The sequence below is a fragment of the Bacillus sp. RSS_NA_20 genome (assembly GCF_020165915.1).
Classification (GTDB): domain Bacteria; phylum Bacillota; class Bacilli; order Bacillales; family Bacillaceae; genus Bacillus; species Bacillus altitudinis.
On sequence record NZ_JAIUKW010000005.1, the window covers coordinates 1,763,989 to 1,788,961 of the forward strand.

Consider the following 24,973-nt stretch of genomic DNA (forward strand, 5'->3'; position numbering starts at 1 on the left):
CTGTGATTTCAGGGAGTTTCCATTAAAAAAACCAGAGGCACAGAGGCCTCTGGTTTTTATTTTGCTTTCGGTGTCACCATTTGTTCTGGTTTCACAAACTCTTCAAACTGCTCTTCTGTTAATAGCTCTAATTGAAGGGCAGCTTCTTTTAACGTTAAACCTTCTTTGTGCGCAAGCTTCGCAATTTTCGCTGCATTTTCATATCCGATGTGCGGGTTCAGTGCCGTCACAAGCATCAATGAATTATTCAGGTTTTTCTCGATTGTTTCTAGGTTTGGTTCAATTCCAACGGCACACTTGTCATGGAATGAGTTCATGCCGTCAGCAAGCAATTCAACTGACTGCAAGAAGTTATAGATGATGACCGGTTTAAATACGTTCAGCTCGAAGTTTCCTTGGCTTGCGGCAAAACCGATCGTTGCATCATTCCCCATGATTTGTGCGGCAATCATTGTTAAAGCTTCACTTTGAGTTGGGTTGACTTTTCCTGGCATAATGGAGCTGCCTGGCTCATTTTCAGGAATGATCAATTCACCAATTCCGCAGCGAGGACCACTTGCAAGCCATCTCACATCATTGGCAATTTTCATTAAGTCAGCTGCAAGTGCTTTAAGCGCACCGTGTGCATATGTGATTTCATCATGGCTTGTGAGCGCATGGAATTTGTTTGGTGAAGAATTGAACGTTTGACCTGTTAACTGGCTGATTTCTTCTGCCACGTATTTGCCAAACTCAGGATGTGCGTTAATTCCTGTCCCAACAGCTGTTCCGCCAATCGCAAGTTCTCTCATTTTTTCAGTAGATTCTAAAATCATTTCTTTTGAACGATCAAGCATGTACACCCAGCCGCTAATCTCTTGGCCCACTGTAAGAGGTGTTGCATCTTGCAAATGCGTACGGCCAATTTTCACGATCTCTTGGTATGCTTTTGCTTTCTCATCAAGCGTCGCTCTTAACTGGTCAATCGCAGGCAATAGCTTTTTGTACACAGCTAAAACAGCTGCCACGTGCATAGCCGTTGGGAATGTATCATTTGAACTTTGGCTACGGTTCACATCATCATTCGGGTGAATGCTGAATTCACTATTTTTATCTTTCAAGTAAGCAGTTGCTCTATTTGCAACGACTTCGTTCATGTTCATGTTACTTTGTGTTCCACTTCCTGTTTGCCATACAACAAGCGGGAAATGCTCGTCATACTTTCCACTGATGATGTCATCACATACAGCAGCAATCGCTTCAGCTTTTTCACTTTCTAAGTTGCCTAGACGTTCGTTCGCAATCGCTGTGCTACGTTTCAAAATTGCAAACGCATTCACAACTTCCTTTGGCATTTTCTCAGAACCGATTTTGAAATTTTCTTTGCTTCGTTGTGTTTGTGCACCCCAGAACTTGTCCTGTGGCACCTTGATTTCGCCCATTGTATCTTTTTCGATTCTAAATTCTGTCATTATGTATCCCTCCATAGCTTCATCACTCAACTCTATTCTATACAAAAAACGAAAATCCTTTAAGCGTTTTCAATTAAAATTTTATCTTTATTTTAATTTTAGTTCAATATAAACACGAACATCTTTGGAATATTTGTATTTTGGATTTGTTTTTCCGTAATCTTTTGACGTATAGGTCACCTCATAATGCTTGTCAAACGACTGTAGAATACGGTCGATCTCCTCTTTTGTTCCTGCTAAACGAATTTGCGCCATCGTCTTTCCTCCAACACCGTGATTCTTTCATATACCACAAAATAATGTAACACAGAATATTGTTTTTTCAAGCAGGTAATGCTAAGAAAAAGAAATTGAGGCGGGTGATCCATTTGAATCAAACTCCATTGAAAGAGCACTTATACGATAATCTCTCTGTCATTCTCCCTCAGTTAAAGGACATGGATGATTTGATCCATGAGAAAAAAACATTGCCTCATGGACAGGTTGTCTACTATTTATACATTAAAGAAATGAACGAAGCGATGCAGATTCAAACCTTCTTAAAGCTGCTATTGCAAGATCATGCCTCTCTAACAAAAGAGAAGCTAGAATCCAATTTATCGATGATGACTACCCGTACGGTAAAAACCTCTGAAGAACTAGTAGATGCTATTTTTCAAGGACATTGTGTCGTACTGATTAATGGATTTCAGCACGCTTATATTTTAGAAACACATGGAACGAAGAAACGCAATTTAGGAGATGCTACATCTGAAACCGTCGTAAGAGGACCAAAGATTGGTTTCATTGAAGATATCAACACGAACTTAGCTCTCGTCAGACAGCGTTTGAAAAACCCTGATCTCAAAACAGTAGACATGAAAATCGGCGAAAAGAAATACACCCAAGTATCGATCATGTACATTGACGGGATCGTTGAGCCCTCTGTTTTAAAAGAGGTAAAAAAGCGTCTCAAACAAGTCACCATTGATGATATTCAAGACTCAGGCGTTCTTGAGGAGCTGATTGAAGACAATGTGTATTCTCCTTTTCCGCAAATTCAAAACACAGAACGGCCTGATAAAGTGGCATCTGCTTTAAACAATGGACGCGTCGCCATCTTTGTTGATCATTCACCTTTTATCTTAATTGTCCCTGCTTCCCTCGCGACGATTATGCAATCACCTGATGATTATTATGAAAGATGGGTCGCCGCCTCTCTGATTCGTTTGCTGCGTTTTACGTCCATCTTTCTCACATTGTTTTTATCAGCCATTTATATTGCCCTTGTGTCCTTCCATCAAGGTCTTTTGCCCACAACTTTAGCTATTTCCATCTCAAGCACACGTGAGAATGTCCCCTTTCCTCCTATTGTGGAAGCACTCATCATGGAAATGACCATTGAGCTGCTGCGAGAGGCTGGGTTAAGGCTTCCTAATCCACTTGGACAAACAATCGGACTTGTGGGCGGTGTTGTCATTGGGCAGGCAGCCGTACAAGCCCATATCGTCAGCTCCATTATGGTCATTATTGTCAGCGTCATTGCACTTGCATCCTTTACCTTTCCTCAATATGGAATGGGGATATCATTTCGTGTCCTTCGCTTTGTGTCCATGTTTACTGCAGCTGCATTCGGTTTATATGGACTTGTCCTGTTTATGCTCGTCTTACTCACTCATTTGACAAGACAAAAAAGCTTTGGCACCCCATATTTTTCACCAGATTTTGTGTTCAGTTATAAAAATGAGGACAATTCCATCATCAGATTGCCTTTGAAAAATCAAAAGAAAGGGGAACGACATGGTCAATCATAAAGAGTCGATCACAAGCTATCAGGCAAGTGCCATTATCGCCAATACCACACTAGGTGCAAGTATGATGATTCTGCCAAGATCAATGGCTCAAGCTGTGCCTACACCTGACGGCTGGATTGCACTCTTACTCATGAGTGTGATATACATTGTGTTCATTTTTGTCAATGTGCTCATGATGAAAAAGGTCTCCTTTTCTTCCTACTATGACTATACAAAAGAAGGACTTGGGAAATGGATTGGCTCACTTGCCAACCTGTTGATTATTATTTACTTTCTCGGCGTTGCCAGCTATGAAGTACGAGCCATGTCTGAGATGGTGAAATTCTTTCTACTTCAAAACACACCGGTAGCCGTGACGATGATCAGCTTTATTTTGGTTGGTTTTTACCTTGTGATTGGGGGGATTGGTGATTTTGCCCGGCTGTGCCCTTTTTTTCTGATTGTCACACTCATCATCTTATTTGTAGCCTACGGACTTAGTGTACAAGAGTTTAAGCTCGATAACCTACGGCCAGTTTTAGGAGAGGGCATTTCCCCTGTTTTCAATTCCTTGAATGCTTCGGCCATTTCGTTTGTCGGCATTGAAATGATGCTTTTCATGCCTGCCTATATGAATACACAAAAACACACTTTTGCATATGGCTCCATCGGCTTTTTGATTCCTGCGATCATCTATATTTTCACCTATATTCTTGTGGTTGGTGCGCTCACGGTGAAAGAAACGGCGACTCTGACGTGGCCGACCATTGCCTTATTTCAATCATTTGATATTCAGGGGATTTTTATTGAACGGATTGAATCCTTTTTGCTGATTGTTTGGCTTGTCCAGCTTTATACGAGCTTTGTAGGATATACGTTTTTTGCTACGATAGGAGTCATCAAATTGACTAAATTCCCTAAAAAAATCGCGCTCGCCTTGATGGGCATTGTGATCTTCTTTGCCGCTCTTTTCCCAAAAGATGTTGATACGGTCCGAGACTATTTAACCTACGTAAACAACTTGTTCTTTCTTCTATTTGGTATACTCCCGTTTCTTTTATTTATCATCGTATTTTTCAAAAGGAGGCGGAAAACAGCATGAAAAAGAAAGCGGTTCTTGCGCTCTTCTCACTGATTCTATTATGCGGGTGCTGGGATAGTACAAATATCGAGGAGCTCAACATGGCAATTGGATTTGCTGTAGATAAAGGAGATGACGGACATAAATTGAAGCTGTCTATGCAGGTGCTCGTTCCGCAAAAAATTGAGCAAGAATCAAGCGTGAAAGATCCGACGAAGATTATTGAGACAAGCGGTGATTCCATACACCAAATTTTTCGTACAACGGCCCTAAAAACACACCGCATTTTTGCTCAGCAGCTGAGGGTTTATTTGTTTTCTCAAGACCTTATCAATGAAAATAATTTCGATTTGGTCATCAATCAATTCATTCGGGACAATGAAACACGAAGAGGAAGCCTTGTCTTTATGGCTTCTGAGAAGCCTGGAGATATGCTGAAAATCAATGACGACGGCCAGCCTGCCGCTTCCACCTTATACGATATTTCTTCGAATACAAAAACGACCATTCGTATGTTCAAGCCCGTTTCCTTAGGAGATATTTCTTCTGCCATGCAAAACAACGTATCCTTTGCCATTCCGAAAGTCAGTGTCAGTCAGGGAAAATTAATGCTGGATGGTGCCTCGATTATTCAGAACAAACGATTTCTCACCAACATCTCTCCTTTAGCGGTGCAGTCCTACAACCTGCTGACTGGAGACGCTAAAGGCGGAGTGATTGAATTCCAATATGAACATAGCATTTATTCTTTTGAGATCTTTAAAATCAAACACAACATTGACACCCATAAAACAGCCAGTGGCAAATATGAATTTGATGTGTCAGTTGAACTCGATGGAAGATTGTCTGAAGATTGGAATGAACGAGAAAACGCATTTAATGAAAAATACCTCCAAGAAATTGAGAAAGTCGTGGCACATCGACTGGAGGAAAATGTGAAAGATTTTATCGGGGAATTACAGCATGAGATCAAAGCAGATATTTGTGGATTTTATCAAAAAGCGAGTATTGCCTATCCGAAGGAATTCCGAAAAGAAGCGAAACATTGGGATGACATTTTTAGTGAATCGGATATTCGTTACAAGGTAAATGTGAAAATCCGTGACTTCGGGACTAAGGGCGCAACACAATCCTTATAGAGTATGTTAAAATGGTAAGAAAAAAAGGGTGTCAATCATGAAACGAGCTTTACTTTCGGCCGGCATTCTATTTTTGATTCTAGGAATACTTCTGTTAGTCGTGGTATTCATGCAATCAAAAGAAGATTTCTTCATTGAAGCCGACAGCTTTTCAAGCACATTTTTGATCGTGATTTATTATGGACAAACCCCTGCGCTCCTTCTGATTGGAGGCGGTTTATTTGTTGGACTTTCACAGATCATTGATTTGCAAGAGAAAAAAGCGGCAGTGGCAAAGGAAAGCGTCAAACTGCTTTCCGAGATGAAGAAAACCCTGGAAGACAAATCGGCCGAGGAGCAGGAGGCTTTTCCAGTTCCTGAGCTCCATCAACTATCCGAACGTCCAATCACAGGACAGAAGGACTAATTTTGTGCATGTTCCAGCAGCTTTCATTTGAAAGCTGTTTTTTTATTGAATCAGCTTATGGCGATGTGCATACACGGCCGCTTGTGTGCGGTCTTCTACATCAAGCTTGGAAAGAATGTTGGTAATATGCGTCTTGACTGTTTTGATGGTAATAAACAATTCCTCAGCAATGACCTTATTCGATTTCCCATCGGCAATCAGCTTTAATATTTCCATTTCTCTTGCGGTTAACGAATCGTGCAGAATGGACCCATTTGATGAATGGCGGAGTTTGTTCATGACCTTTCCAGCTACTTTTGATTCAAGTCTTGGTTCGCCGATACTCGCAGACCTGATGGCATCAGCAATTTCTCCTGCTTTCGATGTTTTTAAAAGATAGCTTAAAGCACCAGCCTCAATCACTGGATACACTTTATCATCATCAATAAAGCTCGTCAGTACAATAATCCGGGCATCCTCTATTTCCTGACAAATTCTTTTCGTTGCTTCGATGCCATCCATGCCTTCCATGACAAGGTCCATTAAAATCACGTCTGGCTTTAATTCAACCGCTAGTTCTACACCTTTTTGTCCATCTGACGCTTCACCGATGACTTCAATATCCGCCTGTGCCTCTAAAAAAGCAGCAAGACCCATTCTCACCATTTCGTGATCGTCAATTAAAAGCACTCGAATCATCGAACGTTCTCTCCTTTTCCTTCATCAAAAATGGGAACCTTCACATCAATTTGTGTGCCTTTTCCCTCAAATGACATAATCTCTGCGACACCGCCTACTTCACTTGTTCTTTCTCGTATCGATTCAAGTCCGTAGGAAGCAGTCTTCACATGATCTGTTTGAAAACCAATCCCGTTGTCGATAATTTTCAACTGAACTTGACGATTCCGAATAAGCAGACGTACTGTCACCTTTGTCGCCTTTGCATGCCTAAACACATTGGAAAGGGCTTCTTGAACAATTCGGAACAGATGGTCCTCCACCCCTTTAGACAGCGGAGCATCATCTTCTATTTCCCAATCAATATCAATTGGCTGCTTTGCCTGAAATTCATTGAGTAGCTCAATCAAGCCTTTTTTCAAGTCTTTTCCTTCAAGGGTGATCGGTCTTAAATGCAGAAGGAGTGCACGCATCTCATTTTGTGCATCGCCAGCCATTCGTTCCACAAGACGCATTTGCTTTAAAATCTTTTCATCCTTTTCCTTCATCCCTTCAAGAATCGCAGACGTCATCATCGAAATGGCGAATAGCTGCTGGCTGACTGCATCATGCAGCTCACGCGCTAGACGCTGACGCTCTTCTGAGACAACCGATTTTTTCATTTGAACCTGCCATTCAGCTCGCTCATTTGAGAGCTTTTGTAAGGAGGCTACTTGCCCTTCCACTCGTTTCGCCATTTCATTTAATTGATCTGCCGCCAAACCAATTTCATCATCACCTAGAGAAGGCAGTCTATAGGCAAAATTCCCATTTTCAAACTTCAAAATCGACTCTACAAGCTGATCCAGCCGCTTCTTATGCTGATAGCCAAACACATGCCCCGCTGATACACCAATGGCGAGACTAATAATGAGCAAAATACAAAAAAACGGGATGCCGAACCACCGCGTAGACAGCAAAATCATGGGATCAAGCTGATAATAAAAAAACATCGGGAGTGTCGTCATGATGACAACACCAAGCGAGATACCGACTGCAAGACGAACAGATTGCCACTGGATGCCTAAATGCAGTTTCCTCATAAGTACCTCACATCCACATCCCCAATCAGGAGAGAAATGGAGATTTTCACTTTTCGCTTGCTCTCATCATAATCATTTGTCATGACATACACTTTACTGCCGAACCCACTTCTTTTTTCATCAATGATTTTCATATCACCAATTGCAGCCGAAGCACTCACACATACTTCAATATCCTGAGGTACATAAATATCGACATCTCCAATGAGCCCACTAATGACGATCGTGCTCTCTTCCTCAGCAATAATCGCCTTTGATAAGTCGATTTTGACATCGCCAATAAAACCTGAAATGGTCAAATCACTTAATTGAAATGGTTTTTTCATCAGCCTGACTTCACCGATAAAGAAATCATGTTCTTTGCGCGGCTTTGCCTGGCTTTTTGTTTTCTTCTGATCGCCCTCTTTTTCAAGATTGAATTTCAGTGAAGGCTTTCCATCGTCTGATGAATCCTTTTTATCGACATCAAAAACAGGTTTGTTTTTCAATAAACGATAGCCCGCATAGATCAAAAAGGCAGCAAATAAATACCCAGTCAAACTAAACGTGATATTTAGTAGAAATTTCAAGAAGAGAAAGCCTGCAAAAATATAGGAAACCGAACCGAGCCAACGTTTAGATCGAGAGTGCAGCCAATAACCAAATAGAGCAAAAAACACTGGCCAAAATAGGTCTGCCCCAATCCCAATAATTTTGAGAAAAAGATTAATACCGAAAATCACCACAATAATGCCTAAAATTTGATTTCTAGAAAAACGCAGTTGACTCGCCTCCTTCCTTTTTACGTTTGTTTACCGCAATTTTAAGTTTCCGCTTGTCATCTCAATATCGACTAAGTGTGTCCCTTTCCCATGCGTGCCTGTAAAACCTCGGCCTTCACTATCCGCTTGGTCAAAATCATACGAATGATCAATACGTCCACTCGTTTTTTTCACTTGGACTTTGAAATCTCCCTCATCTGGCAAGTTAAATTTCGCACTGCCTGATGTCATGTGAAAGTCGACTGGTGAATCAATTGTATCAAAGCTTGCTGTCAGCCTGCCGCTTGTCATGCCTAATTGTAGCTTTCCTTTTACATCTTGAATATCAGCACGACCAGAAGTGGCACCAATATCACTTTCCTTCGCATCAATATGAGACACTGAAAGTCTGCCAGAAGTCGCTTTGATTTCCACACGATTTGCTGAGAAGTTCTCAGCTGTGAGGTTTCCGCTCGTTGATTTGAGCGTCACATCTTGAAGAGACAGCTTTCCTTCGCCATTTACTTCGCTCACGCCGATTCCACCTGTTATTTTCACATCTTTATGATAATCTGTTGGAATTTTGACTAAGAGTTCTCCTTTTTCAAATGCAGAGAAAAACAAAAATCCTTTATTTTCAGCACGGACTTTGAATGTTCCGCCTGTTTGTTCCGCATACATTTTCCCTTTTCCATTCACAACCATCACAGAAATATCCGAACGATCTTCCGGCTTCACCTTGATGCGAAATCCAGAAAGAGAGATATCTAATTGTTCAACCTCATCCTTTTTCGCTGAAGCTGTTGTGACCGCTTTATCACGAGAAAAGCTCAAATGAAAGAGATCTCCATTTTTGAAAAGCATCCCAATCATCAAAAAAACACCAACAAGTATACAAATTAGACCAATGAACCGTTTCATTTATATCATCCCTTTATCCTTTGACCTTTTTATTATAAGGAAAAGCGAAACAGAAAGAAATCAAATAACGGAAGAAAAATCCTGTTTTTCTTCCGTTTTGACACATTTCCATTAGTTTGCCGGCTGTTTCTCAAGCTGCTTTGATCGCTTAAGCTTTTGCCATTCCTTTTCAACCTCATCAGCGTAATCAAGATGAGCATAAGCACCCTGATCGGCAAATTGTGCATAGCTACCCGCTTTTGTCTCCATTTCCTCTATACGGTTCTCCATGCGTAGAAATTCTTTATAAGCACTTTCACTATCAACCTTATTCATAGATTCATTCATATGCTGCTTTGCCTGTGCGGCATTGGCTCTTGCAATCAGCGCTTGCTTCTTGTCTTTAACATCACGCAGTTTTGTTTCTAGATGCTGCAACTGTTCTTTCAGCTCTTTCAGCTGTTTAACAGATTGCTGATAGGCATCTTGATATTCGTTGTGCTTTTCTTCAAAATACTTCATTTCAGTCAGTGCTTTCCGTGCAAGTTCTTCTTCTCCTGCCTGAAACGCCAGCTCCGCCTGTTTCTTTCGCTTATCAGCAAATGCTTCTGTCTCTTCTGCTTTTCTCAAGAAACCTTGCTGAATGGTTTGCTGTTTAATGATCGCATGCTTCGCTTTGGCAATATCGTCCTCCATATCACGAACATATTGATTCAGCATGACACGCGGATTCTCCAATTTATCTAAGCCTTCATTGACTGTTGCAACAAACATATCACGTACTCTTCTTAATACCATTTCATATTCCTCCCTTTATTTTTTCTTTAAAAAGTCTTCCCATTCTTGATCAAATGACGTGTGCATAGATTCTTTCATGTTCGGTGCCGTGTTTGGCTCCATATATGTTGTTCTGCCGGATGATTCCTTTGCAGATTCACCATTGATCATCTTCCAGCCAAAGTAGAGAAGTACTCCAGCAAATGCGATTCCGAGTAAAAATGGCAGCGACTGTGCGACAAGCAATACACCGATAATAGAGAGTATGACCCCTGTTGTTTTACTGCCTTTATCATATTTTTTGACACCTACATAAATGAGCCACGCCCCAATCAAAGTCGGGATCAGCCCGCCCAATGAACCACCAAAGAAGATGGATAAACCGATAAACATCAGGATTGAACCGATGATGGTTTTACTTGTGATTTTCATCTTCATGCCTCCTTTCTTGCTCCTTGCTTTAACTATAGTCAAAAAAGGAAGCCGACAAAACGTGTCGTAGATTGATCTTTGATTGCGACCAGAGTCGTAACATGGCTCAGACTGAGCGGTTGAATCTATAGAAAAAGCACTCTTCGACTAGAAGAGTGCTCAGATTATTGACAAAGGGCTAAAATGAACTTGATTTTAGCCCTTTGTCTTCTTTTCAGCGTGTAGGTAAACCCTCTTCGACTAGAAGAGTGCTTTTCCTCATTTAGAACGAAACACATCTGCACTTCGTTCATATTCAACATCCGCTTCACCAAGCCGATGATTCACAATACGGGCGGCAGCAAATAAATAATCGGATAGACGGTTCACATATGTGAGCGTAACTGCTGGAATTTCCTCCTGCTTTGCGAGTGTCACAATATGCCGCTCGGCTCTCCTGACGACTGTTCGCGCTACATGTAAGAGGGCAGCACCTTCCTGGCCGCCAGGTAAAATAAATTTAGTCAGCGGCGCGGCTTCTTCTACATACACGTCCATTCGCTTTTCAAGGACTGTGACAGATTCTTCTTTTAACTTGCCTTCTTTCGGTGGTTTCACCGCTGCTAAATCACCGCCGCAGTCAAACAGTTCATGCTGAATGACCATCAGCTCAGATAGAATATCTTGAAACAATTCGCCATGCTGCCTTAAGTTTGCATGGGCTAGTCCAATCAAACTATTCGCCTCATCTAATGTACCGTACGCTTCTACTCTTGCGTCATCTTTATCAGCCCGCCCGCCAATCAAGCCTGTTTGACCTTGATCTCCGGTTTTTGTATAAAGTTTCATTGAGGTTCCCCCTTATCCATTGCTTGTTCCTTTTAGTATACCCTGAAGTGGAAAAGATGTATTTGTTTTATTATGAAACACTTTTATTCAAAACCTCTTCATTTCCACTTTATATGTTGAATGATGAAACATCACATTTTATAATAAATGAAAGCGCTTTTTAATTATGACAGATGGGTGGGATGATAGATGATTTTACAAAACAAAGTAGCAATCATTACAGGTGCAAGCAGAGGGATTGGCCGCGCCATTGCGGAGGCATTTGTCTCTGAAGGAGCTAAAGTGGTGCTGAACGGAACGAATGAAGTGCTATTGCAAGACGTTTGCTCCTCTCTGAATAAGGAAGAGACACGCGCTGTTTCTGTCGCTGGTGATGCTAGTTTACCAGCGACAGCTACCTCCCTCGTTGAGAAGGCAAAAAACCATTTTGGACAGATTGATATATTGGTCAACAATGCTGGGATCAATTTGCGGAAATCAACAGTCGATACATCTGTTGATGAATGGAAAAGACTAATTGATATTAATTTGACGGGTACGTTTCTCATGTGTCAAGCAGTCATTCCTGACATGATCAAACAGCAAGGCGGGAAGATTGTCAACATGAGTTCAACTACTGGCAAAACCCCTCATCACAATGCATCACCCGCTTACGGCGTTTCAAAGGCAGGTATCAATTACTTAACGATGCATCTTGCCAAAGAATTAGCAGCACATCACATTCATGTAAATGCTGTCTGTCCTGGGCCAATTGAGACAGACATGAGCAAACAGTGGAGTGATGAATACCGTAGATCTGTTTTAGAAAGAATTCCTCTGAAAACAATTGGAACACCGCAGCAAGTCGCAAACGCCGTTACCTTTTTAGCCTCTGATCAGTCAGATTTCATCACAGGAGAAACCATCAATATGAATGGCGGAACGTATATGAACTAAATAAAGAGCCTCCATAGGAAGGCTCTCAGATTGTTGACAAAGGGTTAAAATGAACTTTATTTTAACCCTTTGTCTTCTTTTCAGCGTGATAGAAAACCTTTGCAGCCCTAGGAAGGACGAGCATCGGCGCGGAGCGAATTTGACATTCGTGAGCACCGAAGCGCAGGACTGACACCGAATGCGAGGGTTTGTCTACACGCTGAGAGCCTCCATTGGAAGGCTCTTTCTCTTTTACTATCGGTTCTCTCTCGTACCAGAAAGCATGATTGCCTGCCGAATGGCTTCTTCCATACTCGCAGAATCAGCCTTTCCTGTTCCTGCAATATCAAATGCCGTCCCATGATCGACACTTGTACGGATTATAGGCAATCCAACTGTAATGTTCACGCCTGATTCTAAGCCAAGCACCTTGATTGGTCCATGCCCTTGATCATGATACATCGCCACAACGATATCAAAGTCGCCTCTTGTTGCCCTAAAGAACAGTGTATCAGCTGGTAGCGGGCCAAATACTTGAACCCCTTCATCCTGTGCTCGTTCTACCGCTGGAATGATCTTCTCCTCTTCTTCTCCGTTTCCAAACAGACCATTCTCCCCAGCATGCGGATTAATCCCGCACACAGCAATTCTAGGTGCAGGGATACCAGACCGAACGAGGGTATCATGAGCCAGTTTAATCGTTGTGTATACACGCTCAGGATTGATTTTTAAGATGGCATCCATTAATCCGATATGTGTCGTCACATGCACCACTTTTAAATTAGGAGCTGCCAGCATCATGGCATAATCGTCCGTACCTGTCAGGTCAGCTAAAATTTCTGTATGCCCTGGATACATATGACCAGCCTTATGAAGTGCTTCCTTGTTTAACGGTGCTGTACAAATGCCGTCAATTCTACAGTCATTCGCAAGTGTAATGGCTTTTTCAAGATATCGAAAAGCGGCATTCCCTGCTTCTTTTGAAATCTCTCCTACTGGAATATCGCTTGTTAATAGATGAAGATCAAGACAAGGAACGGCACCAGCTTTTACTTGTTCCGCCTCCTCCGGTTCTTTAATACTGACAATCTCCACATGTGTATTCACAAAATCTTTCGCCCTATTTAATATATGGGAGTCTCCAATGACAAATAGAACGGCTTCTTCATGTAAACGGCTTTGCTGGAAGGCTTTTAAAATAATTTCAGGACCAACCCCAGAAGCATCTCCCATCGTTACAGCAATGATTGGTTTTGCCATTCGTCTACCCCCTCTATGTTTTTCAACACTTCAACCGCATGGAGCACAGATTCTTTTTGACCATATGCCCCTGCTTTTGTGACCGCATATACACTCGTATCAACGAGCCGCCCAAGCGGGATGCCGGGTTCAATTTCTTTCAACAGCTGAATCCCGCCTGCTCCAAGCTCATGGCATATCGCACGCGCCGTATCTCCACCAGTTAAAAAAAGGCGTTTCACCCCTGTTAATTCAACAATGTCTTTTGTGATCTTACCAAGACAGACAGATAAGGTACTTCCTACTTCTTGTCTTGTCATGCCATTCGCTTCACCGTATGCCAACATCTGTTCAACCATTTCTGGCCTTGCGTCTGTATAAAGGAGAATATCTTCATCCTGACGCATGAGCAGCTGATCCATGACTGATTTCCTTTCCCATGCTTCACGGCCGTTTAATACATTCAACGGGTTCACTTTCACCTCGAGACATTTGTGCTTTTCTCTTAAAAAAGCAAACTGCTCATTTGTTTTTTGAGAAGCACTTCCTGAAACGATGAGAACAGATTCATGCTTTTTTGCATGAGAAAGATTGCGGTGTTTCGCAACATAGGATGATAATGCGCCAGCGAGTCCAGCTGACCCGACCCAAAGCACTCTTTGATTGATCTTCATAAACAAATCAACGATCTGTGTTAAATCATGGTTCGTTTCTGCATCACACACAAACCATTGATGACCATGTTTTAATAAAGATGAAACGTCATGACTCGTTTCGTTTAGCTCTGAATAGACCGCTTGCTGCGAAAGATGTTTTGGCTTGATGTTTGTCTGCTCGTCAATTAAGTCTGAAATACTGGATGTCAGGACAGGCGTTTTTGGGTCCTTCGCTGCTTCTGATAGATGAACAGGCACACCCTCCACATAATGAATGCCATAGGCCGTAGATCTATTCGCATCGGGGTAAGCGGGGGCAATGACTGCCGCATCAAACCGGCCAAGATCCATTAGTGCCTGAAGCTCTATTCCTATATTTCCTCTTAACGTTGAATCTATTTTTTTAAAGAAAAGGTGCGAATCCCCTTGTAGAAACGGCTGGACCACTTGACTGACCTCATTATACGCTCTTTCAGAAGACATACTTCGTGAGTCTGTATCGACAATCAGTACATCTTCCTCCTTGTACCGGCTCATATCCTCAAATGACGGCTGGAACAGCACAGAGGCTTTTAAACCGGCCTTCACAAATTGAACACCTGTATCACTTGCGCCTGTTAAATCATCAGCCACAATGATCACCTTTTGCTCTAAGTTCGCTCCTTTTTTTAATAGATCGTTTGTCATTTAGACACCTCGGTCTCATTGCATATTATTCCTTTAGCTTTCTCCACAGCGTCGTGCGGTTAATATTGAGCCGCTTTGCTGCTTTTGATTGATTCATATTTTCTTCTTCCAGCACCGTCCGAATGATTCGTCTTTCAATTTCGTCAAGCGTGCCATGTAAATAGCTGGACAGCTGTTTTTCTTCATTCTCAGAAGCCAGTTGCTCAATTGCCGGCTTTGCTTTACTCAATGTGATATATCCACTTTTTGTTGTCAGCACCAGTTCCTCCATAATTCGCTTGAACTGCCGGACATTTTCTCTAAATCGCTCGTTTTGAAAGGCGGCAATCACTTCTGCTGACAGCCCAACAACCTGCGTCCCATAAAGAGAATTTAATTCAGCTATAAATAACCGGCTCATATCCTCAATATCTTCTGCCCGTTCAGATAACGGCGGGACATGAATGACGAGCTCCTGCAAACACGTATATAGGTCTTCATGAAACGCCCCAGATTGCATCAATTTGAACAAATCAACTGTAGATGCAGCCATCCAGCGAATGTTCTGCTGATGATGAATAAGCTGCTCGGCCATGAGGGGCTGCATAGCCATTGGGACACGATCAATATCTTTCAAAAAGATCGTCCCTTTTTGATGCACCGGAATTATGTTTACATCATCTAATTCAGTCAAACGGCTGCAATGCACCGTCATAAAGCTCTCATTTTTCCTCTCGCTCATTTGGTGAATAGCAAAAGCAAGGCTTGATTTACCAGTTCCTTGTTCACCATAGAGACAAATCGATCGATCTGTTTGGCTGAACGCCTTTGCCCTTTTAATCACATCTTTCATATTTGAACTCTGCTCAGTAAAAAGAGCAAATGGATGTGCTGAATGAACAGGTGCAGCCAGCGTCCATATAGACTGCCCCTCCCTATTAATCACAGCAGAAGGCTTCTCAATCGTCAAAAGTAGCTCATCTTTAGATAATAAGCTTCCTTTGACATGCCACACTTGCTGCTGAAAGGAGATTTGAGAATATCCATTTTGTTTTCCTTCTCGAACTGCTTTTACTGCTGGTTCAAGCGCCGGGCACCAATCCATCACATCAACATGAGACGTAAACGGTGCAAATAACCCTTTTTCTGTCCATTCTTTCATTTGCTGATTGATAAAATAAAGCTGATTGTGCTGATCAATGATCAGCATCCCTTTTGACTCTTGGTCAATCATTTCACGAAAGAGGCGCTGCTCAGCTGTCGCCTCTTTATATAAACGGTACATTTGTTTTGCTTGATGAAACGCTTCTTTGACAGATTCACGTCCTGAGGTAATGAGCATGCTTTGCATCCCCAACTCCTTGGCCGCTTTATCTGTAACCACATCACCCAGTACAACCTGTGTCCCTTGCTCCTGTAACTGCTGTAAAAGATCCCACACTTCTTCCTCTTGCTGTATTGTATAAATATCAATTTTGATCCCGTATAACTCTCCGATGGTGCGTACACCTTGTGTAATATTTTCAAATCCAACTACTGCTTTTTTCCCTTGGTAATCTTTAATCAGCGTCAGGGCACGAAGCAAGTCGTAGCCTGACACAGGGATATCCACCACTGGAATGTTGACGTGTTTTTGAATAAGCGCAGCTGTCCCCCCGCGGCTCATAATAATATCCATTCCTTGAGCCTCGGCCTGTTCTGCCAGTGCAACACCAGACCTAAGATCTCCGACTTCAAGCTGGAATGTGATGCTTTTTTCGTCTTTGGCAAGGTCGATTAATACATCGCCTAATCCTTTATACGGCGCAATACCTAATACTTTTATATTCATGAAAAGGACCCCCATTTTTTATCTCTTCATCGTGAGACATACGTTGAGGGAGTCCAAATGTTAGCAAATTGAGACAACCCTCCAAACATCAATTATAAATGAAGAAAATGAGGGTTACAATTCACGGAAACACTGATCCCTTGCGGTTAAGACGTGTGATGAGTCCATTCTTCTTTCACACACACATACTTGATGGCCTGCCGGTAAAAAGTAAACGCAATGTGCAGACTACCATCTTTTCCTTCTGTGATGGATGGATAGGAATACTCTCGATTCAATTTGTCCTTTGAGTTGTTTGTCATGGCATATCCATCGCCAATTTCAAGGTTACGTCTGACGGGCCATGTCGCACCGTCATCCGTCGAGATGGCAAGTGTCATTGGTGCACGTGGTGTTCCCCAAAAGGCTGGACGCGCCTCTGTATCAACAGCCGTTCGTGTATCGCCTTCATCCTCAATTTCATCATACAAGGACGCTCTTCTTTCTGTTTGATCATCCGCATTGATATGGTTATAAACGAGGGCAAGATGACCATTATGGAGCACCGTAAATTGAATGGATGAGTTATTGTTTGGCAGCTCTGTTGCTCTTGGCTCAGACCATGTCCGTCCATGATCCACTGAACGGCTCATATAAATCGAATCAGCAAACCGGCTTCTAAAGAGGGCAAGCAGGGAACCATCCGCACATTTTCCGATATTCATATGAACACAGCCAGTACTGTTGGGCACAGTGACCTCTTCCCAGGTCTTCCCTTGATCTGAGGAAATCTTCACAGCACTGACATCACGGTTTCCTGTCCATTTTACGCCAGGAATCGTTTTACAATAGAACACCGGAAGGAGCCAATCATCATTATCCAATACAACAATAGGCTGTCGTATAAACGTCCCCGGCTGATCAAATAAAGTACCAATCTCTCTCCAAGTCTCTCCTCTATCCTCCGATAAACGATATCTCACAAGAGCTGTATCTTGATTGCCAGAAAATTGTGCTGTATAAAGCAGCCACAGCCTGCCATCTTTCTCTTGAAAAAGAACTGGATTTTGTTCAGATCGTGTAGAATCATCAGACAGCTTCACAGCCTTCGTCCATTGATTACTTCCTTGCTTGAGCCTTGACATATAGATAGAGATATCAGGAATTCCTTCTTGCGTACCGCCAAACCATACACACAGCAAATCTCCATTATCCAGTTCGATGAGATTAGCCGCATGGTTTTGCACGCAATCTGTTGGTAAAAAGGCTTCTTTTCTAGCTGCGTCTTGTTCATTTTGTCGCAATTTTCCATCTATTTTGATCATGATGTCTTCATTTGTCATCATAATTCTCCTTTCAGTGATTGATCCTTTTTAGCTGGCGGGCTGATCCATCGATCCATCACCAGAACTAGGAAAGGAATGATAATGGCCACATACATATTATCGATTCCAAATGGATTATCGAGTAAATACCACACCGTCGTGGCGATGCCTGAAGCGGCAAGACCAATGGTTGCTCCTCTATTTGAATTAAAGTATGGCAAGTAAAAGCCCATTGCTGCTACAACTGCAATCGATGTTCGAAGTGCTCGTGTAAAAAAGGAAAGTGACAGCAACTCTGGTGCAAGTGCGACCCCCACAAGCGGCACAATCCCAACCATGACAGCTACATACCGAGTCACCTTCATACGCTGCTCTGGTGATGGTTTCTTTTTCGGTACATAAAAGTCATCAATAATCAACGTGGTTGTAGCAAGTGCAACCGTCGAGACACCAACAAAAATGGATGCGACAAGCGATGTTGCCACAATAGCGCTCAAAATCGGATTCATATGCTGTAAAAAGACAGGGAAAGCATAAATAGGGTCAATGTCTGGATACAAATAACGGGCTGAGACACCGATGATCCCGATCGCAATGGCAAGCGGCAAACAAAGGAGTGCTGCATACAGGGTCGATTTTTTCGCTTCTCGTTCACTTTTCGACGAGGTGATCGCTTGAATGATAAACTGCGTCGCAAAAATGGCACCCATGTTTCCTATAAACCAAGCTCCAATCGTTCCCCAACCGATGGTCCCATCCCATGTAAAGAAATGGTCGGGTAATGTTTGTTTCATTGGCTCAAAGCCTTTTGTTAAATAAAGGGCTACCCCTAGTGTAATTAAAATCCCCGCATACTTCACAATTGAATGAAGGATCGTGACCCATGCAACCCCCTTCATTCCTCCGAAAGTAAAATAAAATGTACTCACAACCGCCGTGATGATGGCACAGGTCATTAAAGGAAGGCCAAGAATAGATGCAATGGCAGCTGAACCACTTAAATAGTTTCCTAGATTCACTAAGAGCAGGGCTGCAATCATAATGACAGAGACAACAAGCTTTGTTGATTTTCCAAATTTTTGATCGATAATACCTGAAATCGTGTATTGTCCTGTTCGATAAAACTTTCCCACTAAGAAAAAGGAAAAAATAAAAAAGGCAATAGCAACTGTGATAACAGACCATGAAGCGGAAAGCCCGTGTGTAAAAGCAGATTCAGCTGTTCCGACAGTTGACTTCGTCCCAATGAATTCACTCATTAACAAAATACCGACCACAATAGCTGGAAGTGACTTAGCGGCATTGTTAAATTCTGAGTTAGACTTACTACGGAAACGCATCGTCAGCCAGGTCGTAAACAGAATATAGAGAATAATGACGATTAAAATAAATGTGATGACAGAACTGCTTAAGACATTCACTTAAAATCCCCCTTTGTGTGCAAGCCGTATGAAGCAACTTCTTATGTCCCATCCCAGTGACGTATGAAGTGTTAAACGTGGAGCAGTTTCATGTAGACCTGTTCAATATCAGAGACAGACATCGGCTTCGGGTTGTTATCCATTAATCTCTTCACCTCTGAAGCAGCTTCAGCAAGTGCCGGCACATCTTCTTTTGACACACCGAAGGCTTTGAGTTGTTGAGGAATGTGTAAATCCGCTGTCCACTCTTCAATTTGACGAATCACTTGCTCTGCAAGCGTATGCTTTGAGCCTTTCTCTTCGATCCCTATCACTCTAGCAATATCTTCAAGACGATCTTTGATATGGTCTGCATTAAACGCCGTAACATGAGGAAGCAACATGGAATTAGCGACACCGTGTGAAATCTTGTATTTCCCCCCTAACGGATAAGCCATTGCATGAACAGCAGCGGTTCCAGCACTTGTGAGCGCCATCCCGCCATACATGGCACCAACCAGCATATCTTCCCTTGCTGTCATGTTATCCCCGTGATGATAGGCCTCCTGAATACTTCCTGAAATGAGCCTCATCGATTCGAGTGCAAACATATCACTAAATGGATTGGCTTTATTTGAAATATACGATTCAAGCGCATGCGTAAACGCATCCATCCCTGTAGCTGCGGTAATGGCTTTTGGCAATTTGAGTGTCAGTGCGGGATCTAAGATCACAAGATCAGGCAAAAGGTATGGGCTGACCATGCCAATTTTTAATTCTTTTTCCGGAAAGGTAACAATCGCGTTTGGTGTCACTTCTGATCCCGTACCTGAGGTTGTTGGAATGAGAATCGTTGGAATTCCTCTTTTTTTAACAAGGTTCGTGCCAACGAGATCAGAAATTGGCTGATCATTCGTCTTTAGAACAGCTAATATTTTGGCCGCATCCAGCACACTCCCGCCACCAATCCCAATAATGGCTTCATGCTCCCCTTTTAAAAATGTCTGGAATACGTCCTCGATATTTTCTTCCGTTGGTTCAGGCTTAATCTCTGTGCTGATCTCACTCGCAATCCCTTTTTTCGCAAGTTCTGTTTTGATTTGATCTGCGTAACCAAGAGATACGATGGATGGCTGCGTTAAAATAAAAATCGATCTCAATTTGCTAAGTCCTAATAGCTCTAGTTTCTCCCCAAGGAGCTCTAGAGAGTGGGCGCCAGAAACAATGTATGATGCCGTTTGAAAGTGATATTGTGATATTGTCATCTCTTCACGACTCCTTTGCTGCTTTTGCTTGTATCCGATAATTCTCCATCATGTTCATCACAGCTTCTAAAGCCTCGCCGGATAATGCTTTGACCGGGCTTTTTGGCGGACCTACAGGAATCCCTGAAAGTTCAGCTGCTTTTTTCAAAGGTGCTGGTAACGTTCCTAATGTGAATGTCGCTCTTAACGGCTGCAGCTGCTGCTGACATTGCTCACTTTGGTCAAGATTTCCTTGCTGAAACGATTCATAAATGCCAACGACGGTTTTGGGAAGCACATTTGCCGTTGCCGCCACTGCACCTGTTCCGCCTAGCTTCAATGTCTCTAAAATGAGGGAATCCGTTCCTGCAAGCACGACAAACTCTTCATCCTTTGTGACATCGAGATACGCTTTGATATTGGCAATATCTCCACTACTGTCTTTAATACCTAACACATTCGGTAGGACGCTGAGCCTTGCAACCGTCTCTGGCGCAAGTGACACACCTGTTCTTGATGGAATGTTATAAAGTAAGATGGGGATGGTCACATTTTCTGAAATATGACGAAAATGCTCATACAGCTCCTCTTGTGATGGCGCAACAAAATAAGGGGTGATAACCGACAAGACATCTACGCCTAATTCTGCGAACTTGTTTGACAGCTTAATGGTTGCATCAGTGCTATTCTCACCTGCTCCCATGTATACAGGCACCCTGCCGCCCGCAGCCTTTACAACAGTTTCAGCAATTTGAAGCTTTTCTTCCTCTGAAAACAAATGAAATTCGCCGTTTGTCCCTAAAGCAAAGATGCCGTGCACACCTGAGTCGATTAAATGATCAATGAGTTGCTTTGTCACTTCTGGATGAAAATGCTCTTCTTCTGTAAGCGGTGTCAAAATGGCTGGAATGATTCCCTGAATGTTCAAATGATCCTCCCCTTCCGTTTGTTGCATTTTTAAACAACTAATTATTAAAACGCTTTCATGATTCTTATTATAAAAGCAATATGATTTATTTAGCAACATATTTTTCGTTTTTTTCAAATATTCAGTGGATGACATAAGTAGATGTTGATGTTTTCAACAAAAAAAGTGAACCAACCGGTTCACTTTTTCATTGCATTTAACGTATGAAGAAGATGCTTCACTTTCTGTCTGACTCTTTCATGTAAATGAGCAGTATGCTCCTTTTCTTCTGCATTGGCAGCAGCGATACAAAGATGATGTACCTGGACACTTGTCTCTTGTTTAATGAAGTGCATCAGCTCGCCCATTAGCTGGACAGACGCACCATCTGATATCGTTCCTTTCAGCACAAGCCAAACGGACAGCTCTCCTTCTTGATGCATCCCGTAAAGAAGGACATCTTCATCATCATCTTCAGCGACGTATTGCTTCGGCCCATCAGATTGACCAAGAAATAAGTACCCTTCCTCATCATCCAGCATGTCATGGAGTGCTTCAGTTCCCGTTCCAAGGGACCGTGTCCAAAAGAAACCCCCGCTTTTCTCATGTGATGAAAGGATGCGCAATGGCTGATGAGTAGAAAATGTCATTCCGTTCGCGCCATATGTTTTCCACCCATCCGCTAAGTTCAGCCTTGAATGTTCGGAGATGGACGCAGGTTCAATTACCAGCTGGGGGTTTGCCCGCAGTGGATGTTGGAGAGGTGTTACATCTGTTTCATACACCCGGTTCACCCGTTCGGTGGTCAACACATGATGCGGTTCTCCCAGCATGTCCGTCTTTCCTTCATTCAGCAAAAGCAGACGGTCACAATACAAACTGGCAATGTTCACATCATGAAACACACCGATCACCGTTAAGTTAGAGGAAACCGTCTCTTGTTTAATCAAATCGAGTAACTCTTTTTGATAAGCTAAATCAAGAAAACTGGTTGGTTCATCCAGCAATAAATAGTCAGGGCACTGAGCCAGCGCTTGAGCTAAGTAAACCCGCTGCTGTTCTCCACCGCTTAGCTCATGGATGGATTGATCCTTAAATTGAGCAATATCTGTTTGGTCCATCACCTTGCTGACAATCTCGATATCTTCTTTTGTAACAGATTGCAGCCACCCTTTCTGATAAGGATAACGCCCAAACTGGACCGTTTCTTCCACTGTAAATGAAAAGGCTTGATCGGTCGTCTGGGGAAGAACCGCCAATTTTTGCGCAAGTGCCTTTGGCCGGTAGGATTGAACTGGATGGCCATCTAGTGTTACTTGGCCGCTCTCAGGTGCTAAAATACCTGCGATCATTTTAAGCAGTGTCGTCTTACCGCTCCCATTTGGACCAAGGATGCCGAGGAATTCCCCTCGCTCCACTTCAAAACTCACGCCGTGAATGACCTCTTTTTCTCCATATCCTCCTCTAACTTCCTTCACTTGAATCATAGATGCGTCCCTCCTCTATATCTGCGAATGAGGATGATGCCAAAGACAGGTGCACCAATTAACGCTGTAATGATGCCAATAGGCAATTCAGTCGGTTCAATGATCGTACGGGAGAGCACATCTGCTAAAACGAGAAAGGAAGCACCATTCAGCATCGACAAAGGCAGCAAATGACGATGATCCGTAATGGATAAAAGACGGATAAAATGCGGAATCACCAGTCCTACAAATCCGATCGTTCCTGACACAGCCACCGCACTTCCAGTCAGAATCGAACCAGCAAGCAACACCACATATTTGCTCCGTTTCACATGAACCCCTAACAGTTTTGCCTTTTCTTCGCCATATGTCATCACATTTAAATCTCTTCCCATCAAGATCAATGCAAATGTACCAATGAGGAAAAAAGGAAGGAAAAGAGCAATATATCGCCAGCCTCTCATAGACACACTGCCTAGAAGCCAATGAATAATCTCTTTTAAATCATCACCTGTTAACGCAATCATTAATGAAATGAGCGCTCCTAAAAAAGAGCTGAAGATGACCCCCGTCAAAATTAAAGAAGAAATGCTCATTCTTCGGTGAACCAGACGGGCAAAAAAGAGGACGAGACATAGTGTGACAAGCGCTGTTGTCATACTCAAAAAAGGCAGTGTAAAACTGCCGAGCAAAGGAAACTGCAAACTGAAAAACAATGTGGCTACAGCCCCCACAGATGCCCCTTGAGATACCCCAAGTGTATAAGGGTCAGCGAGAGGATTTTTTAATAAACCTTGAAAGGCTGCACCAGATAACGCCAGAGCTGCTCCGACTAACGCCGCTAATATCACTCTCGGCAGCCGGATATTCATCATAATATTGCGGTCAATTGCATCAATGGTTCCGGCCTGAATTCCAAATACTTCATGAACAAAGATCCGAAGTATAGAAGGAATGGGAATCCCTAAACTGCCAAATGAGATTCCCATTCCAATGCTCACCACAAGAAGTAAAACACTTGCTGTGTATGCGATGATGATTTTATTTGAACGTGTCAGGATAGATACTTTTCGCAAGAGCCTCCACTCCTTCAACCAATCGCGGTCCCGGTCGTGATGCCAGATCCGTATTCAATTGAAAGACTTGTTTTTCTTTGACTGCTTTGATCGCCTTCCAGCCGTCTCTTTTTTTCAGATCAGCTAAGCTTGCGCCATCAATCGTAACAATAGCATCAGGATTTCGTTTAATAATTGATTCTTCCGTCATTTGCACCCAGCCTGTTTGGTCGCCAGCAGCATTTTTTGCATGAATGACAGACAGCATTTCGTCCATAAACGTTTGTTTACCTGTTGTATAAATTTCAGGCGCACCTGATACTTCGACAAAAACTGTTTTTTGTTTGTCTTTGGAGATGGATTCTGCTTGTTTTTTGATGTCATTCAGTTTTGATTTCATCTCATCTACAAGCTTCGTTGATGCCTCTTTTACGCCAGCTGCTTCACCAATCATATTAATAGACTTATACACATCTTTGAAGGAAGCTGCATCATTAACAGTCAGCACTTGAATACCTGCATCTTCAAGCTGTTTAAATCCGTCTTTTGAGCTCATTTGTGATGCATGTGCTAAGACAAGATCAGGTTTTAAGGAAATAACCTTCTCTACATTAAAATCAAGACCGCCAATCTTCTCGACCTTTTCTACTTCCTTTGGATAGTTGTCAAAGTCTGATCTACCAACGATTTTATCTCCAAGACCAAGGGCATAGGCAACCTCTGTATTACTTGGAATTAACGAAACAATTCGTTTAGGCTGTTCTTTGATTTCAACTGTTTTACCAGCTGCATCTTTAATGGATACAGGAAATGCGGCAGCCGCTGTCTCTTTAGGCTTTGAACTGTTTGTTTTTTGGTCCGTTTCCGCACCTGCACACCCTGCTAAAACACCGATCACAAGTAACAATGATAGCCAAATACCAGTTAACTTCTTCATCAATAAACCCCCTGCTTTATGTACTGCTTGACGTCATCTCTTTCGTCAATTCTTTTCTAATTTCGGGAATATTATACTACAGTGCAGA

General features: G+C 42.5%; 24 protein-coding genes. 5 read left to right on the plus strand and 19 right to left on the minus strand.

The features are described from left to right. Window positions 1–56 precede the first annotated feature (56 nt). Window positions 57–1,451 carry a class II fumarate hydratase gene (gene fumC, locus LCD32_RS14835; protein WP_060781387.1) on the minus strand — a complete coding sequence of 465 codons (1,395 nt, stop codon included), beginning with the start codon at window positions 1,449–1,451 and terminating at the stop codon, window positions 57–59. An 87-nt stretch (window positions 1,452–1,538) separates the two neighbouring features. Next, window positions 1,539–1,706 carry a YvzF family protein gene (locus tag LCD32_RS14840; protein WP_003213147.1) on the minus strand — a complete coding sequence of 56 codons (168 nt, stop codon included), beginning with the start codon at window positions 1,704–1,706 and terminating at the stop codon, window positions 1,539–1,541. 113 nt (window positions 1,707–1,819) lie between these two features. Between LCD32_RS14840 and LCD32_RS14845 the strand changes: the two genes are divergently transcribed. From LCD32_RS14845 to LCD32_RS14860, 4 genes are read left to right on the plus strand one after another with little or no spacing between them, the layout of a single operon-like run. Continuing rightward, entirely contained in the window at window positions 1,820–3,244 is a 1,425-nt protein-coding gene (locus LCD32_RS14845) for a spore germination protein (protein ID WP_060781388.1), read from the plus strand. After that, a complete protein-coding gene (locus tag LCD32_RS14850; protein WP_060781389.1) occupies window positions 3,231–4,325 on the plus strand; it encodes an endospore germination permease in 1,095 nt (364 codons plus the stop codon). The genes LCD32_RS14845 and LCD32_RS14850 overlap by 14 nt, the downstream gene beginning before the upstream one ends. Then, window positions 4,322–5,443 (plus strand): Ger(x)C family spore germination protein, encoded by a 1,122-nt coding sequence (locus LCD32_RS14855; protein ID WP_060781390.1) that lies wholly within the window; start codon window positions 4,322–4,324, stop codon window positions 5,441–5,443. The genes LCD32_RS14850 and LCD32_RS14855 overlap by 4 nt, the downstream gene beginning before the upstream one ends. 37 nt (window positions 5,444–5,480) lie before the next feature. Continuing rightward, entirely contained in the window at window positions 5,481–5,849 is a 369-nt protein-coding gene (locus LCD32_RS14860; protein ID WP_007500307.1) for a hypothetical protein, read from the plus strand. A gap of 42 nt (window positions 5,850–5,891) precedes the next feature. On the opposite strand, the gene LCD32_RS14865 is transcribed toward LCD32_RS14860, so the two are convergent. The 7 genes from LCD32_RS14865 to LCD32_RS14895 all read right to left on the minus strand — a co-directional run bounded on the left by LCD32_RS14865 (window position 5,892) and on the right by LCD32_RS14895 (window position 11,265). Further along, window positions 5,892–6,527, minus strand: a complete 636-nt coding sequence (locus tag LCD32_RS14865) for a response regulator (RefSeq protein WP_007500305.1) — start codon at window positions 6,525–6,527, stop codon at window positions 5,892–5,894. Continuing rightward, window positions 6,524–7,588 carry a two-component system sensor histidine kinase LiaS gene (liaS, locus tag LCD32_RS14870; RefSeq protein WP_007500303.1) on the minus strand — a complete coding sequence of 355 codons (1,065 nt, stop codon included), beginning with the start codon at window positions 7,586–7,588 and terminating at the stop codon, window positions 6,524–6,526. Before liaS ends, LCD32_RS14865 begins: the two co-directional genes overlap by 4 nt. Continuing rightward, entirely contained in the window at window positions 7,585–8,349 is a 765-nt protein-coding gene (gene liaF / locus LCD32_RS14875; protein ID WP_224564623.1) for a cell wall-active antibiotics response protein LiaF, read from the minus strand. The genes liaS and liaF overlap by 4 nt, the downstream gene beginning before the upstream one ends. Before the next feature lie 30 nt (window positions 8,350–8,379). Continuing rightward, a complete protein-coding gene (locus tag LCD32_RS14880; RefSeq protein WP_045034575.1) occupies window positions 8,380–9,249 on the minus strand; it encodes a DUF4097 domain-containing protein in 870 nt (289 codons plus the stop codon). A 111-nt stretch (window positions 9,250–9,360) separates the two neighbouring features. Next, on the minus strand, window positions 9,361–10,026 hold the full coding sequence (gene liaH, locus LCD32_RS14885) for a stress responsive protein LiaH (RefSeq protein ID WP_025207951.1): 666 nt from the start codon (window positions 10,024–10,026) through the stop codon (window positions 9,361–9,363). A 15-nt stretch (window positions 10,027–10,041) separates the two neighbouring features. Beyond that, window positions 10,042–10,437 carry a hypothetical protein gene (locus LCD32_RS14890; protein ID WP_041091879.1) on the minus strand — a complete coding sequence of 132 codons (396 nt, stop codon included), beginning with the start codon at window positions 10,435–10,437 and terminating at the stop codon, window positions 10,042–10,044. A gap of 258 nt (window positions 10,438–10,695) precedes the next feature. Continuing rightward, a complete protein-coding gene (locus LCD32_RS14895) occupies window positions 10,696–11,265 on the minus strand; it encodes a cob(I)yrinic acid a,c-diamide adenosyltransferase (RefSeq protein ID WP_025207953.1) in 570 nt (189 codons plus the stop codon). Window positions 11,266–11,454: 189 nt separating this feature from the next. Between LCD32_RS14895 and LCD32_RS14900 the strand changes: the two genes are divergently transcribed. Continuing rightward, window positions 11,455–12,201, plus strand: coding sequence for an SDR family NAD(P)-dependent oxidoreductase (locus LCD32_RS14900; protein WP_056702701.1), 747 nt, complete (start codon window positions 11,455–11,457; stop codon window positions 12,199–12,201). A gap of 234 nt (window positions 12,202–12,435) precedes the next feature. On the opposite strand, the gene pdxA is transcribed toward LCD32_RS14900, so the two are convergent. From pdxA to LCD32_RS14950, 10 genes are all read right to left on the minus strand, one after another. Beyond that, complete coding sequence (gene pdxA / locus LCD32_RS14905) at window positions 12,436–13,440, minus strand: 4-hydroxythreonine-4-phosphate dehydrogenase PdxA (protein WP_060781394.1); 1,005 nt, start codon at window positions 13,438–13,440, stop codon at window positions 12,436–12,438. Beyond that, window positions 13,416–14,762, minus strand: a complete 1,347-nt coding sequence (locus LCD32_RS14910) for a four-carbon acid sugar kinase family protein (protein ID WP_060781395.1) — start codon at window positions 14,760–14,762, stop codon at window positions 13,416–13,418. Before LCD32_RS14910 ends, pdxA begins: the two co-directional genes overlap by 25 nt. Before the next feature lie 25 nt (window positions 14,763–14,787). After that, a complete protein-coding gene (locus tag LCD32_RS14915; RefSeq protein ID WP_224564120.1) occupies window positions 14,788–16,572 on the minus strand; it encodes a sigma-54-dependent Fis family transcriptional regulator in 1,785 nt (594 codons plus the stop codon). A gap of 146 nt (window positions 16,573–16,718) precedes the next feature. Beyond that, complete coding sequence (locus LCD32_RS14920) at window positions 16,719–17,894, minus strand: sialidase family protein (RefSeq protein ID WP_060781397.1); 1,176 nt, start codon at window positions 17,892–17,894, stop codon at window positions 16,719–16,721. Further along, on the minus strand, window positions 17,894–19,297 hold the full coding sequence (locus LCD32_RS14925; RefSeq protein WP_008347100.1) for a sodium:solute symporter family protein: 1,404 nt from the start codon (window positions 19,295–19,297) through the stop codon (window positions 17,894–17,896). Before LCD32_RS14925 ends, LCD32_RS14920 begins: the two co-directional genes overlap by 1 nt. Window positions 19,298–19,368: 71 nt before the next feature. Then, on the minus strand, window positions 19,369–20,541 hold the full coding sequence (locus LCD32_RS14930) for an iron-containing alcohol dehydrogenase (protein WP_224564124.1): 1,173 nt from the start codon (window positions 20,539–20,541) through the stop codon (window positions 19,369–19,371). A gap of 4 nt (window positions 20,542–20,545) precedes the next feature. Beyond that, a complete protein-coding gene (gene dapA / locus LCD32_RS14935) occupies window positions 20,546–21,448 on the minus strand; it encodes a 4-hydroxy-tetrahydrodipicolinate synthase (RefSeq protein ID WP_082181658.1) in 903 nt (300 codons plus the stop codon). Between the two features lie 179 nt (window positions 21,449–21,627). Further along, complete coding sequence (locus tag LCD32_RS14940; protein WP_224564128.1) at window positions 21,628–22,914, minus strand: heme ABC transporter ATP-binding protein; 1,287 nt, start codon at window positions 22,912–22,914, stop codon at window positions 21,628–21,630. After that, window positions 22,911–23,969, minus strand: coding sequence for a FecCD family ABC transporter permease (locus tag LCD32_RS14945; RefSeq protein WP_060781401.1), 1,059 nt, complete (start codon window positions 23,967–23,969; stop codon window positions 22,911–22,913). The genes LCD32_RS14940 and LCD32_RS14945 overlap by 4 nt, the downstream gene beginning before the upstream one ends. Beyond that, entirely contained in the window at window positions 23,935–24,885 is a 951-nt protein-coding gene (locus LCD32_RS14950; RefSeq protein WP_045034579.1) for an ABC transporter substrate-binding protein, read from the minus strand. The genes LCD32_RS14945 and LCD32_RS14950 overlap by 35 nt, the downstream gene beginning before the upstream one ends. Between the last annotated feature and the right edge of the window lie 88 nt (window positions 24,886–24,973).

What these genes read in the sequence shown, in the direction of transcription:
- LCD32_RS14910 (WP_060781395.1), bottom strand. Translation starts at nt 14,762, where the DNA reads ATGACAAACGATCTATTAAAAAAAGGAGCGAACTTAGAGCAAAAGGTG.
- fumC (WP_060781387.1), bottom strand. Translation starts at nt 1,451, where the DNA reads ATGACAGAATTTAGAATCGAAAAAGATACAATGGGCGAAATCAAGGTG.
- liaS (WP_007500303.1), bottom strand. Translation starts at nt 7,588, where the DNA reads ATGAGGAAACTGCATTTAGGCATCCAGTGGCAATCTGTTCGTCTTGCA.
- LCD32_RS14915 (WP_224564120.1), bottom strand. Translation starts at nt 16,572, where the DNA reads ATGAATATAAAAGTATTAGGTATTGCGCCGTATAAAGGATTAGGCGAT.
- LCD32_RS14850 (WP_060781389.1), top strand. Translation starts at nt 3,231, where the DNA reads ATGGTCAATCATAAAGAGTCGATCACAAGCTATCAGGCAAGTGCCATT.
- LCD32_RS14890 (WP_041091879.1), bottom strand. Translation starts at nt 10,437, where the DNA reads ATGAAAATCACAAGTAAAACCATCATCGGTTCAATCCTGATGTTTATC.
- LCD32_RS14865 (WP_007500305.1), bottom strand. Translation starts at nt 6,527, where the DNA reads ATGATTCGAGTGCTTTTAATTGACGATCACGAAATGGTGAGAATGGGT.
- LCD32_RS14860 (WP_007500307.1), top strand. Translation starts at nt 5,481, where the DNA reads ATGAAACGAGCTTTACTTTCGGCCGGCATTCTATTTTTGATTCTAGGA.
- LCD32_RS14920 (WP_060781397.1), bottom strand. Translation starts at nt 17,894, where the DNA reads ATGACAAATGAAGACATCATGATCAAAATAGATGGAAAATTGCGACAA.
- LCD32_RS14840 (WP_003213147.1), bottom strand. Translation starts at nt 1,706, where the DNA reads ATGGCGCAAATTCGTTTAGCAGGAACAAAAGAGGAGATCGACCGTATT.
- LCD32_RS14855 (WP_060781390.1), top strand. Translation starts at nt 4,322, where the DNA reads ATGAAAAAGAAAGCGGTTCTTGCGCTCTTCTCACTGATTCTATTATGC.
- LCD32_RS14895 (WP_025207953.1), bottom strand. Translation starts at nt 11,265, where the DNA reads ATGAAACTTTATACAAAAACCGGAGATCAAGGTCAAACAGGCTTGATT.
- liaH (WP_025207951.1), bottom strand. Translation starts at nt 10,026, where the DNA reads ATGGTATTAAGAAGAGTACGTGATATGTTTGTTGCAACAGTCAATGAA.
- LCD32_RS14900 (WP_056702701.1), top strand. Translation starts at nt 11,455, where the DNA reads ATGATTTTACAAAACAAAGTAGCAATCATTACAGGTGCAAGCAGAGGG.
- LCD32_RS14940 (WP_224564128.1), bottom strand. Translation starts at nt 22,914, where the DNA reads ATGATTCAAGTGAAGGAAGTTAGAGGAGGATATGGAGAAAAAGAGGTC.
- pdxA (WP_060781394.1), bottom strand. Translation starts at nt 13,440, where the DNA reads ATGGCAAAACCAATCATTGCTGTAACGATGGGAGATGCTTCTGGGGTT.
- LCD32_RS14950 (WP_045034579.1), bottom strand. Translation starts at nt 24,885, where the DNA reads ATGAAGAAGTTAACTGGTATTTGGCTATCATTGTTACTTGTGATCGGT.
- LCD32_RS14930 (WP_224564124.1), bottom strand. Translation starts at nt 20,541, where the DNA reads ATGACAATATCACAATATCACTTTCAAACGGCATCATACATTGTTTCT.
- LCD32_RS14880 (WP_045034575.1), bottom strand. Translation starts at nt 9,249, where the DNA reads ATGAAACGGTTCATTGGTCTAATTTGTATACTTGTTGGTGTTTTTTTG.